Below are 12,588 nucleotides of genomic sequence, written 5' to 3'. Positions count from 1 at the left end.
TGTTCAGCACCCGCTGGATTGGAAGCAACGCGCGGCGTCGTTGGGGCTGTCACGGGCAGCCAGCGACGCTCAGCGCAGCGCTGCGCACCGAGGTGATGGCGTCGTCGCCCAAGCTATCCCGCACCGACGCGCGGATCTCGATGTCACCCGCGCAAAGCGCACCCGTTTGGGTATCGCTCAAGGTGTCGCCATCGGGGATGGTCATGGTGATCTGCTTTTTATCCCCAGCGCTGAGGGTGAGCGGGAAGCTCTCCGAAGGTTCGGGGGCGAAGGCGGGGACCAAATCTTCCGTGCCGCCAGCAGGGGCCAGCGCGAAGTCCTCGAGCGTCACGGTCGTGCTCCCGGACGCCTCTGGACCAAGCTCGAGGTTCAGCACGAAGGAACCCGAGAGCCGGTCGCCCAGCGTGCCCGACTGCACACCCAGTTGCGCGTCGCTGATCCAAGCGCTGAGCGCCACGGAGTCCTTGCTCCCGCAACCAGAGCCGCTCGAGAGCGCGAGTGCAGGAACGAGGAGAGCCAACGCGAGACGCAAGGATCGACGAAGCATGGCGCAGATGATAGCAGGACAGCGATGGGAGTCAGCGACGCCGTGCTCTGGGCGCTACCTGCGCGCGCCGCGTGGTGGCTGCTTGCCGGCTTGGTTTGCGTTGGCTGTGGCGGCTCAGCGGTCACTCCCCAAGAGCCGCTGCCTGCGCCAGCTCCCAGTGCGCCGCCAACGCCGAGCGCGGCGCCCAGCGTGGAAGCGCCGCTTGAACCCCCAGCGCCAGAGCCCCTCCCTGAGGGCAGCATCGGGGCGGCGGGGCCGCTGTTGCTGCAACGTGCGAGTGGCAATCATCGCTGGGTCGCGCTGTGTCAGGCTCGAACGGACAGCGACGGAGATGGCGAGGTCGGCTTTCGCGTCGGGCCGCGCGGCGAAATCAATGGCGACGCGTTGGCGAGCTACTTGGTGCGCGGCGCCGGTGAGGGCCTCCCCCTCGAGGAGTTCATCGACGCGGACCCCAGTGGGCGTTGGTTGCTCTTTCGGCGCGACGGCAAGCTCGAGCTGTTCGATGACTACAGCGCAAAGTCTGTCGATTTGTCCGCGCTCGGCGCCGATGTTCGCGACGACGTGAGCCGCGATTTGCCCCATCGCGTGCTCTCGTTTGATGCCGCGGGGAAACTTGCCTACCTGCGGCTCGGGCAGCACCAGTCGGGCATGCTGCCTGGTCAGCGCAAAGAAGAGCTCGTGGTACGCGACCTGGAGAGCGGGCAAGAGCGCGTTTTCGATCCCGGTCGAGGCAGCGTGTATCGTCTGCGGCTCGATCCGACCGGCAACTGGCTGCTGCTCCAGGTGCTGATCGATGACACCAACGGTAACGGGCGCTTCGATTGGCCGTTGCCCGAGCAAGGGCAGGGGGTGAGCAAGCGCTGTGTTCCTCCCCGAGCGACGTACAGCGTCTATCCGGGACGGGGAGACAAACTCTACACGCGGAGCCTCTACCTCGGAAAACTCGGCCCAGGACGCAGCCCAAAGCTCGAGCGGCGCGATGGTTTGGTGACGCCCCTGGGGAGCCGCCTGGTGTTTCGCCAAGCTGGCGCACGGCTCTACACCCGCGGCTATCGTCTCGGGCGACCCCACACGGATGCGGTCGAACTCGATGGCTGTGAAGCGCACGTACTGTATGCCGATGCCGCGCGGAATAGCCTGGTGGTGGCCTGCGAGCCGAGCGCCGAAGACATCAAGAAGACGCACAACTACCGCCACGCGGTGGAGCTCGTGCGCCTCCTCGGTTCGGGGCAACTGCAGCGCACACCCCTCGGCTTCGACCTGGCGCCAATCCGCAGTGACACCTGGGGCGACACCGTGACCGGCCCACGGCTTCTCGATTTTTACCCTGGGAGCGAGACTCGGCTCCTCGACATGCAGGACGGGCGCGTGCTCCCGCTCAAGGTGGGTGACATCGTGGTGCACACGTTCGAGGCCCATGCGCTGGTGCGGCGGCGCAACGCGCTCTGGCTCTACGACGCCGAGGCGAAGGAGCCATGGACCGACCTTCACGCGTCCGTGGACGAAGTCGCCGAAGAGCTGCACCATGGGCGTTACTCCTGGGTCTCGCCGCAATGGATCGATCTTGAGGAAGGGCGAGTGCTTGGCACCCAGCCGCGCGTGCTAGCGCTGAGTGACGACGGCCGAGCGCTGGTGCCCGTGTCTCCGGAAGGGGGAGACGCGGAGCTGGTCAGCGGACCGCTGATGTGGGTCGAAGCGGGGCACCAGGTGGTACCGCGAGGAAGCGACGCTGAACCGTAGCTGAAGAGTTCAGACCTGGTCTAGCGCCTGGAGCAGGTCGCTGACCACGTCGTCGGTCTCTTCCACACCCACCGCTAGCCGCACCAGCGCTGGATCGATGCCAACTTGAGCAAGGCCAGCTTCATCGAGTTCGAAGAAGCTCATGTAGCGCGGCTGCTCGATCAGCGTCTCGACCCCACCGAGTGACGAAGCGATGGTCGCGAGCTGACAGGCGTCGATCAGGCGACTCGCGGCGTCTTGCCCGCCTTTGACGACGAAGCTCACGATGCCGCCGCCGCCCTTCAGCTGGCGCCGGGCGATGGCGTGGGACGGGTGACTCTCGAGCCCCGTGTAGAACACGCGCTCAATCTTGGGGTGCGCTTCAAGAGCCTGAGCGACGGCGAGCGCCGTCTGATTTTGGCGCTGCATGCGGATGCCCAAGCTTCTCAGGCCGCGCAAGATCAGGAATGCCGCGTGGGGATCCAGGATGCCACCGAGCACACCGCGGGTCTCTCGCAGCAGGGAAATCAGGTGCCCCGGTCCAGATACGACGCCGCCCATCACGTCGTTGTGACCGCCCAGGTACTTAGTGGCGCTGTGGAGCACGAGATCGACGCCGAACTCTGCGGGCCGGCAGTTGTATGGGGTCGCGAAGGTCGCGTCCACGACGGTGCGCACCCTGCCATGGCGCTTGCAGATGGCCGCCATCTCGCCAAAATCCACGCAGAAATTGTACGGATTGGTGGGGGACTCGCTCACCACCACGCGCGTTTGCTTCGTGATGGCGCGGTCGAGTGCCTCCAGATCTCCCGGCTCGACCAAGGTGTGCTCGACACCAAAGCGTGAGAGCATCTGGGTCACGAACTGCCGGGTGCGGCGGTAGCAATCACGAAACAGCACCACGTGGTCGCCCGCCTTGGTCAGGCTCAGCAGCATCGTGGTCACCGCGGCCATCCCGCTACTGAACGCTACGCAATCAGCGGTGCCCTCGAGCGCGGCCATGCGCTGCTCCAGCTCATGTACCGTCGGGTTCCCGTAGCGGCCGTACTCTTCGCGCCCAGCGTCCGCGTCCTCACCCCGCATGTACTGCACGAGGTCTGCGGTGCTCTGAAACTTGTAGGTCGCGGTCTGCGCGATGCTCGGCGCGAGGGTGTGATGGGGGCGAGCGCTTGGAACACCGGCATGCACAGCCTGCGTCGAACCGACGCCTCGGGAGTGCCCCGGGAGGGTGTCCCGACTGCCGCTATCCGGCGACTGTACCAGCCGGCTGTCGGGGTTTGCGTCTTTGCCCCCGTTGCTCACTGCGCTTCCTTGGGAGGCTGAGCTCCCGTGATCCCCTGCCGAGGGTTCGCGAGCAACTCCTTGACCATGCCCACGATCTTTTTGGCGGCGTCGGCGGTGGGAACCAGCTCGGCCTTCTTCGGATCCGTTTCCGTGCGGAGCTTAAGTTCGACGCCGCCGTTCTGCAGCGAGCGGGCGCCAATCGTCACGCGCAGCGGGATGCCGATCAGGTCGGCGTCCTTGAACTTGCCGCCTGGGCGTCCCTCGCGGTCGTCTACCAGTACCTCGAGGCCGGCGCTCTCGAGCTGCGCCTCGAGCTCGCCCACCGCTGCCGCGACCTCGGGTTCCATACCGAGTTGCACGATGTGCACCTGGTAGGGCGCGATGCTCATCGGCCAGCGAATGCCGTCCTTGTCGTTGTGCTGCTCGATCGCCGCGGCCACCAAGCGGGAGACGCCGATGCCGTAGCAACCCATGACCAGCGGCTTTTTCTCCTGCTTCTCGTCCAGGTACGTCGCGCCCATCTGCGCCGAGTAGTGGGTGCCCAGGATGAAGATGTGGCCCGCCTCGATGCCGCGATACAGCTTGAGCTGCTCGCCGCAGTTGGGGCAGGGGTCGCCCTCGGCAACCATGCGGATGTCCGCGACCTGACCCTCGAAGTCGCGGCCGTACTGCACGTGCAGCAAGTGGTGGTCTGTCTCATTGGCGCCGGTCACGGCGTCGCTCACGCTGGCTGCGTCCCGATCGATGATGAGCTTGCCCTTGAAGCCGACGGGGCCCGCGAAGCCCACCTCAGCGCCAGTCGCCTTGCGGATGTCTTCAGGGCTCGCCAGGAACACCTCGTCTACGCCGAGCACGCGCGCGAGCTTGATCTCGTTCAGCTCGTGGTTGCCCCGCACCACCGCCATCACCACCTCGTTGTCCGCGACGTAGAGCAGGCTCTTCAGGAAGTCGGCCGGCTCACGCTTGAGGAACTTGGAGACCTCTTCGATGGTCTTCTGCTTGGGCGTGATCACTTTCTCCAGCGCGGGCACGCTCGAGGCTTCTGGCCCTCGCGGCGCAGCAGGTGTCGAGCCAGCGACCTCGGCGTTTGCCGCGTACTCGCAGCTGGAACAGGCCGCGATGATGTCCTCACCGCTGTGAACGAGCACCTGGAACTCAGCGCTGGTCGAGCCTCCCATGGCTCCCGAGTCCGCACCGACCATGCGGTACTCGAAGCCGCAGCGGTCGAAGATGTTGCGGTAGGCGATGCGCATCGCCTCGTAGCTCTGCTTCGCCGCGTCTTCGCTGACGTCGAAGGAGTATGCATCCTTCATCAAGAACTCACGGCAGCGCAGGAGCCCCGCGCGAGGACGTGGCTCGTCGCGGAACTTGGTCTGGATTTGGTAGAGGTTCTTCGGAACGTCGCGGTAGCTGTGGATCTCCCGACGCGCGAGGTCGGTGATGATCTCTTCGTGAGTGGGCCCGAGGTGGTAGTCCCCGCCTTTGCGATCCTTGAGGCGCATCAAGGTGTCGCCGAACAGCGTCCAGCGATTGGTCTCTTGGAAGTACTCAGCGGGAAGCAGCGCGGGCAGCAGGACCTCTTCGGCGCCCGCCTTGTTCATTTCCTCGCGGACAATCGCTTCGATCTTGCGGAGCACCCGCACGCCCAGCGGGAGGAACGAGTAGATCCCCGCGCCCACTCGCCGGACGTAGCCAGCGCGGAGCAGCAAGATGTGACTCGTGGTGGTCGCGTCGGCGGGAGCCTCCTTGACCGTGGGCAGTAGAGCGCGTGAATACCGCATGGGACCGCGCGTTTAGCACGGCCGGGCCGGTCGGCGAAGCCGGCCGCGTCGACCTGCTGTAGTCACCGGCCGAAGGCGAAGAAATGGACCCTGCTCCGGGGCCTCTCTCGAGGGAGAATGGCGCGTTCTGGGGTTCTTTGAGCTCTCGGGGAGGCTGCTGCGGGCGGGCTTGCGGCCCGACGGGTCGTCCGGGCATTCTAAAGCGATGGCTGCTGCACACGTACGGAGTTCACGCACAAGCGGGCGCCTGGGACTTGTCGCTGCAGTGGTCTGGATGGCGGCTGCATGCGGTAGTGCTGACGACGAGGGGCTAAACGGTAGCTCGTGCGCCAACCTCGAGTGCTACGACGCCTGCGTCTGTGAGGGCGGCACGCCTGGTCCGTGTATCGAGAGCTGTCGGGCCGCTCAAGGCGGCAGTGACGGCGCCGGAGCACAAGGTGGCTCGAGTGCACAGGGCGGCGCCGGAGCACAAGGTGGCTCGAGTGCACAGGGCGGCGCCGGAGCACAAGGCGGCTCGGGTGCACAGGGCGGCGCCGGAGCACAAGGAGCACAAGGCGGCTCGGGTGCTCAGGGCGGGTCAGCCCAAGGTGGGTCAGGCGCCCAAGGCGGGTCCACGGCTGCGTGCGTGCCATCGCAATGCCCGAACCGTTTCACTTTCGTGGGGTGCTGTGCGGAGTCCGGCAAGTGCGGCTTGGACCTGAGCGGCGTAGATCCATCGCTCTCCTGCGTCGAGTCGAACCAGCCTGGGAACATCAACGGCAACTGCCCCAATACCTACTTCCAGGGCAACCTCTTCTCCGGATGTTGCCGTGCGGATCATACCTGCGGTTATATGGAAGGCGGGCTCGGCCTCGGGTGCGTGCGGCCAGAGGACCTCGGCGACCCTCCGGGTGGTCCCTGTTGAGGCTGAGGTCTGAGAATCTTCCGCCGCACCCGCAAACCTGGGAAAAAACCGCTGTGATGCTTGCGAAACGGCAGGTCGACCGGTCATCCTGAGGCTTGAGGCAGACTATGATTGGACTTGGCGCGCGCGTAGGGAACTCACCACGGACTGGAACGCTGCGACTAGTGGGGGCCCTGGCGGTTGTGTTTGGCTTCGGGGTCGCCGCGTGCGGGAGCGCCGATGACGCTGGGCTGAACGGGGAAGGGTCCGGCGCGAGCAGTGGCAACGCTGGGAGCGGCGGCAGCAGCTGTGACGGCCTGGTCTGCTACGAAGGCTGCCTGTGCCTCGGCGGCGAGCCGGGGCCGTGTCTGGATCAGTGCGCGACCGCGGGCGGCAGTGGCGGCCAGGGCGGCAGCGGCGCCCAAGGCGGCAGCGGCGCCCAAGGCGGCAGCGGTGCTCAGGGCGGCAGCGGTGCCCAAGGCGGCAGCGGCGCTCAGGGCGGCAGCGGTGCCCAAGGCGGCAGCGGCGCCCAAGGCGGCAGCGGTGCTCAGGGCGGCAGCGGTGCTCAGGGCGGCAGCGGTGCTCAAGGCGGCAGCGGTGCCGGAGGTTCCGGCGCCCAGGGTGGCACTACCAGCAGCTGCGACGCCGCGCAGTGCCCGAACGCCCAGGGTGGCTATGTGCGTGGCTGCTGCGCGGACAGTGGCAAATGTGGGCTCGACTTGAGCACGCTCTTCGGGGGCTTGGGCTGCGTGGAGAGCAATCAAGCTGGCTCACCCACCAACGACTGCCCGGGCACGAACATCTACGGGCAGAACATCCAGGGATGTTGCCGCGCGGATCATACTTGCGGCTACTACGACCAGTTCCTGGGGCTCGGTTGTGTCGATCCGCAAGACTTCGGTGGACCGCCTGGCGGTTCTTGCTGACCGACGGCGGACCTCACCCCCAAAAAAGGAAGTGCCTTCTATTCTCCTGGCGAGAAGAATATGGGGTACACGACCGTGACGATGCCGCCCTCAGGCTTCGGGAACTGTAGCGCGTCGTAGTGACGGAGTATGCAGTCCACGACCTCCGTGTCCGGGATGTTCGTCGCTTGGGGATCGACGGACGCGTGGGATGCTTTGCCATCGCGACCGATCACGAAGCGCACGGTGACCTTGCCCGTGAGTGATGCGTCCCGTCTCAAGCCGTCTTCGTAGCACTTGCGAAAATCGCCGTAGGCGGCGCGTACGACTCGCTGGATCTCGGCAGGCGGTAGGCGACCAGCCACCGTGGTGTGCCCGACGCCAACCAGGGTCGCTCCAGGCGGTCGCATTTCTCCGCCGATCAGCAGCGCCTCCACTGGACCAGCGTTCGCGAGCGCCACTTGGTTCAGGACGTCGCGTACTTCGCTGAGCGGCGTCACTGGGCTGACTTGTAGCCGCACCTGGTCGCAGCTGCCTCCGCTGCATTGCGAAGTACCGCGGACATTGATGCCGTAGGGAAACGTTGTGCTAGACACGCCGTCTATCGGATCGTTGCCTTCCGGCAAGCTGAGCCGCCCGGCGTGGAGCAGCTGTGGCCAGAGCAAGATCGTGGTGAGCTCCGTGCTCGCGGGTACTGAACTCGTGCTCGCCAAGCGCAAGCGGATGGCCGGCCCTTGATTCGCTAGCTCCGCGATAGGCCAGCCCGCTTCGGAGCTTGCCTCGAGCAAAGCGTTCAGCGACGCACCCGTCGCGTCCTCACCCAACACCAGTTGAAACGCCTCAGGCGACCGAGGTGTCGGTTGCTGCGGGAAGTCGAAGGGGGTGCGCAGCAGGTGCTCCTCGCTGCCGAGGAACACGCGCTTCGCTTCGAGGCGCACCCGCAGAGGCCCCGCTGGACGCTGCGGTTTTTGGGGGGGAGGTGCCGCGGTTGGCTCTGCGGGCGCCGTAGGCTCTGGGCTCGCTGAGCCACAAGCGACGAGCAGCCAAGTCAACAAGACTGCAGGGAAGCGCCGGGCCATGCGGCGGCACTTAGCTCTCCGCGCACTGGGCCTCAAGGGGCTGGCCACCAAGAATTGTTTCCGTGCGGGTTCCGCCGAGGGTCCACTCCGCGCTGCGGGCGCTAGTCCGGACTCCGACCGGAAAAACCGCTCAGAAACTTCAGGTTTCAACGAATTTTTCCGCGATCCTGGCCGCCCGGCGCCAGAAAGTGTTCGGATCCGCACGCTGGCTTTGACGCGGCGTCACAAGGCTGCCAAAACCTGGATGGGTCTTGTTCGGTGAGCGCTGGAGAGCCGGCGCGGCTGGAGTTTTCAGTTCGCTGATGGCGAACGCTTAGTGGAGGGTCGGCCATGCGGATGGTGGGCATGACAAAGTGGGTTTCTCGAGTCGCTTTCTTGGCGGCTGCCGGTGGGTTGTTTGCAGGTGGTTGCTCGGCGAGCTCGGGTGGTGGCTCGGGTGTGAGCAACGGCGGCAACAGCGGAAGCGGCAACAGCGGAGGCTCCGGGGCCGAGGGCGGCTTCGGTGCTTTTGGTGGCTCGGGCGGTCAAATTGACGGCGGCGGTGGCAGCGGCGGCGGGAACGCCGGTGGCATTCCGGAGACTTGCGCCCAGGCCCAAGCTCAGAAGAGCTACTTGGGCTGCGAGTACTGGCCAACGGTGACCAACAACGCCGGTCTGGATGAAGGCTTCGAGTTCGCCGTGGTTGCTGCCAACCCGACGAAGTCGGACGCCGTGGTGACGGTCGAGTTCCAGGGACAGATGCTGGCGTCCACCACCATCGCCCCCGGCGGTCTGGATACGATTCGCTTGCCTTGGGTCACGGCCCTGAAACAGACCTTCCCGAACTTCACCTCGGCGCTGGTCCAAGCCGGAGCGTTCCACGTAACGAGTTCCGTCCCGATCACGCTTTATCAGTTCAATCCGTTGGAGTTCGAACGTCCGGGCGACGCGAACTGCCCGGCGCCGTGCAACTCCTTCACGAATGACGCCTCGATCCTGATCCCGACGACGGCGTTGGGGTCCGACTACTACGTGATGTCCTACCCCACCCATCACGTCGGCATCGGACCGACGGGTTTCGGCCCATCGAGCTGGAACGACGCGCCTGGTTTCCTTGCGGTAACAGCTACCGAAGACGGTACGCAGGTAACGGTGAACACAGCAGCGTACGTACGCTCCGGTTCGGGCGTCAGCGCACTATCCCCGGGGCAACAGGGCTCCTACTCGATGAATCGAGGAGACGTGCTCATCCTCTCGAGCGGGACCATGCCCGCCCAAGCAACGCCTCAGCCGAACAAGCCTTGTGGCACCGAGCTGGTCTCGCTTGGGCAGGAGGCGACGTTGTGTCCTTCCCCCAAGGAGTATGACCTCACGGGTAGTCGAATCACATCCACCAAGCCGGTCAGCGTCATTGGTGGGCACGACTGCACGTTCGTGCCTTACAGTCGCTTCGCTTGCGACCATCTGGAAGAGAGCATGTTCCCGACGGAAACTCTCGGGCAGGACCTGGTCGTAACTGCTCCTCAGTCCGTGGCAGGCATCCAGAGCAATCCAGGACAGCCGGACAACATGTTCGTGCGCGTGATGTCGGCCGCTGACGGCAACAACATTGATTTCGATCCGGCCGTGAATGGCAGCGTCACGTTGAACGCTGGAGAGTGGATCGAGATAGGGCCCATCACTTCCGACTTCCGCATCCAGTCTGACGATCGCATCATGGTGAGTCAGTACATGGTCGGAGAGAACTTCTCCGGACAGAGCGTCGGTGCGGGTGATCCAGCTCTATCCATCGCGATTCCGGTGGAGCAGTACCGCCTCGAGTACACCTTCCTGGCTCCAACGACCTACACGTACAACTTCGTCAACATCGTCGCGCCGCCCGGTGCGAACATCACCATCGACGGCAATCCGGTCGATCAAGGTCAGTTCACGGCGATCGGCAATTCTGGCTTCAACGTAGCGCGTGTTCAGGTGCCCGGCGGAGCCCATGCGATGAAGGGCGACAAGAACTTCGGCATCGTGGTGTACGGCTATGCGTCGTACACGAGCTATATGTACCCGGGCGGTTTGAACCTCGAGAAGGTCGAGATCGTGCCGCGTTAGACCTTTTTTCGAGTCGAAGCGTAAGGAGCCTCCACGGGCGGCGTTAGAGCCGCTCGGGAGGCTTTTGCATGTTTCGACGCACACTGAAGAACACCATCGCAGGCCGTATGGGGGGCCTCGCGTTATTTGCCGCGTTGGGTCTCAGCGCCGCCACCACGGGTTGCACCAAGAACCTGCCAGTCAGCGAGCCAATTCGAACTGACGCGGCTCTGGGCAAGGTCGTCATCTATCGCAACGGCGTCGCCTACTTCGAGCGACGGGCGCTGGTACGCGGCGACAAGCTCACATTGACCGTGCCTTCCGGGAAGATCGACGACTTCCTCAAGAGCCTGACCATCGTCAACGCGAAAACCGGAGAGAGCCTCCCAGTCGCTTACCCGACGGTCGATGAGAGCGGTGATGACACGGAACTCACCATCCAGCTACCTGGCAAGGGGCCCCATGACCTAGCCATCAGCTATGTGACCGAAAGCCCGGCTTGGAAGCCGAGTTATCGCGTGGAATTGGACAAGACCGGCTCCGGTCAGCTCGAGGCCTGGGCTGTAGTGGACAACGTGAGCGGCGAAGACTGGAAGCGCGTCCACGTCGGAGTGGGCAGCTCGTCTGCGTTGAGCTTCCGCTACGATCTCGCCAGCGTGCGCCTTATCGAGCGCGAAACGCTGTCGGACAACGCAGCGCTCGCGCTCGCACCGCCCACCGGTGGCTCCTCCTACACCGTGGCGAAGAAGGAAGTGCAAGTACTCGGCGGGATCTCCGATGAGGAGCTCGAGCGCAACGAGGACGACAAGGTCGCGATGGCTGAAGCCGCAGACACCGCCAAGGTGCTGGAGCAGTCAGGCTATGGCGGTGTACCGGCGAGCGGACGCAGCAGACCTTCAGCAGAGCCTCGGCCTGCCACCAAGTCGCCTGCGAAACCCCGCGGGGACTACGCAGGCGCGGGTGAGGGCAAGAAGGGCAAAGACTACAGGCGTAAAGCCGCCAACGCCGCCGGCAACATCGCCGCGCGCGCACAGCAACATGGCCGTATCCGCGTGGAAGGCTACGCCAAGCCGGGTGACGACGATGGCGCGCGCGCGTCCCTCGACCGCGCGAACAAGGCGCGTGACCTGTTGATCGCCAACGGCGTTGACGCGGACAACATCGAAGTCGTCGCTACGGGCAAGACCAACACCGAAGGCGTGCGCGTCATCGCGGTGGACCAACCTGTCGCCCCGGAGCAACCGAAACACAGCAAGGGCACAGCGGAGGAGCCCACCGGATCGGCTTACTTCATGGCCAAGACGCCGATGAGCATCGAGCGCGACCATTCCGCGATGATCAGCTTGGTCAAGGCCAAGACCGAGGTGGAGCCGGTCTACTACTACGATCCGGTGAGCGCGCGCGGATCTCAGCAGTTCGCGTTCAAGGCGGTGCGCATCAAGAACCCCACCCAGTACACCCTCGATCAAGGACCGTTCACGGTCTACGCCAAGGGTCAGTTCCTCGGGGAAGGACTCTCGGAGGCTATTCCGCCGAAGAGCGAAGCCTTCATCCCGTACGCCCTCGACCGTCAAGTCGTGGTCGAGACGAAGGAAGACGCCCGCGAGGAAATCGACCAGCTCGTCACCATTCAACGCGGCATCGTGACGGCGCAGAGTCAGCGCATTCGGCGGACCAAGCTGGAACTAGCCAACAAGGGGCAAGAGCCGGTCCACGTGTTCATTCGTCACGCGACCAAGCCTGGCTATGAGCTGGTCGCCGCGAAGGGCTCCAAGCAACAGAAGCTGAACGGCGCCTACCTGTTCCCAGTGACCATCCCTGCTGGGGGCAGCGTTGACGTGGAGATCGAGGAGGCGACGCCAATCACCGCAAGTCTCGACATGGCCACGCCGAGCGGCGCCAAAGCCATCTCGCTCTACCTCAAGACCTCGAAGACGCTCGATCCCGATTTGCGGAAGGGCCTGCAAGAGGTGCTCGCGCTGCACCGCGCGATGTCCGACGCGCAAGACAAGGTCGACACGCTACACCGCCAGATGGCTGAGTATCGGAACCGCATCGACGAGATCCACATCCAGCTGGTCACCCTGAAGAAGGTCCCCCAGGCGCAGACCTTGAGCCGTGGCCTCGCGAAGAAGATGGAAGAAATCTCGGACCGCCTGCAGAAGGCGACGCTCGATGTCGCGACGGTGGAAGGCGAGCAGATGACCCGCCGCGTAGAGCTCCAGGACAAGCTCGCGGAGCTGAAGCTGAAGCCCGCGAATGAGCGCGTCGCCGTGAAGTGAGTTGGGGCGCGGCCTCCTTCAAGGCCGCCGCCACAATGAAGAACGCC

Annotated in this window: 9 protein-coding genes; 5 read left to right on the top strand and 4 right to left on the bottom strand. The window is 64.9% G+C overall.

Annotated features, from left to right (window positions below; all coding sequences use genetic code 11):
* Nucleotides 1–49: 49 nt before the first annotated feature.
* Nucleotides 50–547 carry a hypothetical protein gene (locus tag H6718_31490; GenBank protein MCB9589980.1) on the bottom strand — a complete coding sequence of 166 codons (498 nt, stop codon included), beginning with the start codon at nt 545–547 and terminating at the stop codon, nt 50–52.
* Nucleotides 548–571: 24 nt separating this feature from the next.
* On the opposite strand from H6718_31490, the gene H6718_31485 reads away from it, so the two are divergent.
* Nucleotides 572–2,287 carry a hypothetical protein gene (locus tag H6718_31485; GenBank protein MCB9589979.1) on the top strand — a complete coding sequence of 572 codons (1,716 nt, stop codon included), beginning with the start codon at nt 572–574 and terminating at the stop codon, nt 2,285–2,287.
* A gap of 9 nt (nt 2,288–2,296) precedes the next feature.
* Here H6718_31485 and H6718_31480 read toward each other — a convergent pair whose 3' ends face one another.
* Entirely contained in the window at nt 2,297–3,454 is a 1,158-nt protein-coding gene (locus H6718_31480) for an aminotransferase class I/II-fold pyridoxal phosphate-dependent enzyme (GenBank protein MCB9589978.1), read from the bottom strand.
* Nucleotides 3,455–3,564: 110 nt separating this feature from the next.
* The gene (locus H6718_31475) at nt 3,565–5,331 is read right to left on the bottom strand and encodes a proline--tRNA ligase (protein MCB9589977.1); all 1,767 of its coding nucleotides are present in this window, start codon (nt 5,329–5,331) and stop codon (nt 3,565–3,567) included.
* Nucleotides 5,332–5,536: 205 nt separating this feature from the next.
* Between H6718_31475 and H6718_31470 the strand changes: the two genes are divergently transcribed.
* Together H6718_31470 and H6718_31465 are read left to right on the top strand one after the other, a co-directional pair.
* A complete protein-coding gene (locus H6718_31470) occupies nt 5,537–6,235 on the top strand; it encodes a hypothetical protein (protein MCB9589976.1) in 699 nt (232 codons plus the stop codon).
* Between the two features lie 107 nt (nt 6,236–6,342).
* The gene (locus tag H6718_31465; protein MCB9589975.1) at nt 6,343–7,140 is read left to right on the top strand and encodes a hypothetical protein; all 798 of its coding nucleotides are present in this window, start codon (nt 6,343–6,345) and stop codon (nt 7,138–7,140) included.
* Nucleotides 7,141–7,178: 38 nt separating this feature from the next.
* Here the strand turns inward: H6718_31465 and H6718_31460 are convergent, their stop codons facing one another.
* Nucleotides 7,179–8,198, bottom strand: coding sequence for an AgmX/PglI C-terminal domain-containing protein (locus H6718_31460; protein ID MCB9589974.1), 1,020 nt, complete (start codon nt 8,196–8,198; stop codon nt 7,179–7,181).
* A gap of 345 nt (nt 8,199–8,543) precedes the next feature.
* Between H6718_31460 and H6718_31455 the strand changes: the two genes are divergently transcribed.
* Together H6718_31455 and H6718_31450 are read left to right on the top strand one after the other, a co-directional pair.
* Complete coding sequence (locus H6718_31455) at nt 8,544–10,280, top strand: IgGFc-binding protein (GenBank protein MCB9589973.1); 1,737 nt, start codon at nt 8,544–8,546, stop codon at nt 10,278–10,280.
* A 68-nt stretch (nt 10,281–10,348) separates the two neighbouring features.
* The gene (locus H6718_31450; GenBank protein ID MCB9589972.1) at nt 10,349–12,541 is read left to right on the top strand and encodes a DUF4139 domain-containing protein; all 2,193 of its coding nucleotides are present in this window, start codon (nt 10,349–10,351) and stop codon (nt 12,539–12,541) included.
* Nucleotides 12,542–12,588 lie beyond the last annotated feature (47 nt).

The organism is Polyangiaceae bacterium (assembly GCA_020633205.1).
In the GTDB taxonomy this organism is placed as follows: Bacteria; Myxococcota_A; Polyangia; order Polyangiales; family Polyangiaceae; genus JAHBVY01.
The sequence above is the reverse complement of the archived record's forward strand: the minus strand, read 5'-3'. Positions and strand labels throughout refer to the sequence as shown.

Bases quoted from the DNA above. Each gene is read 5' to 3' on its own strand.
- H6718_31490 (MCB9589980.1), bottom strand. From the start codon at position 547: ATGCTTCGTCGATCCTTGCGTCTCGCGTTGGCTCTCCTCGTTCCTGCA.
- H6718_31485 (MCB9589979.1), top strand. From the start codon at position 572: ATGGGAGTCAGCGACGCCGTGCTCTGGGCGCTACCTGCGCGCGCCGCG.
- H6718_31475 (MCB9589977.1), bottom strand. From the start codon at position 5,331: ATGCGGTATTCACGCGCTCTACTGCCCACGGTCAAGGAGGCTCCCGCC.
- H6718_31470 (MCB9589976.1), top strand. From the start codon at position 5,537: ATGGCTGCTGCACACGTACGGAGTTCACGCACAAGCGGGCGCCTGGGA.
- H6718_31465 (MCB9589975.1), top strand. From the start codon at position 6,343: ATGATTGGACTTGGCGCGCGCGTAGGGAACTCACCACGGACTGGAACG.
- H6718_31460 (MCB9589974.1), bottom strand. From the start codon at position 8,198: ATGGCCCGGCGCTTCCCTGCAGTCTTGTTGACTTGGCTGCTCGTCGCT.
- H6718_31455 (MCB9589973.1), top strand. From the start codon at position 8,544: ATGACAAAGTGGGTTTCTCGAGTCGCTTTCTTGGCGGCTGCCGGTGGG.
- H6718_31450 (MCB9589972.1), top strand. From the start codon at position 10,349: ATGTTTCGACGCACACTGAAGAACACCATCGCAGGCCGTATGGGGGGC.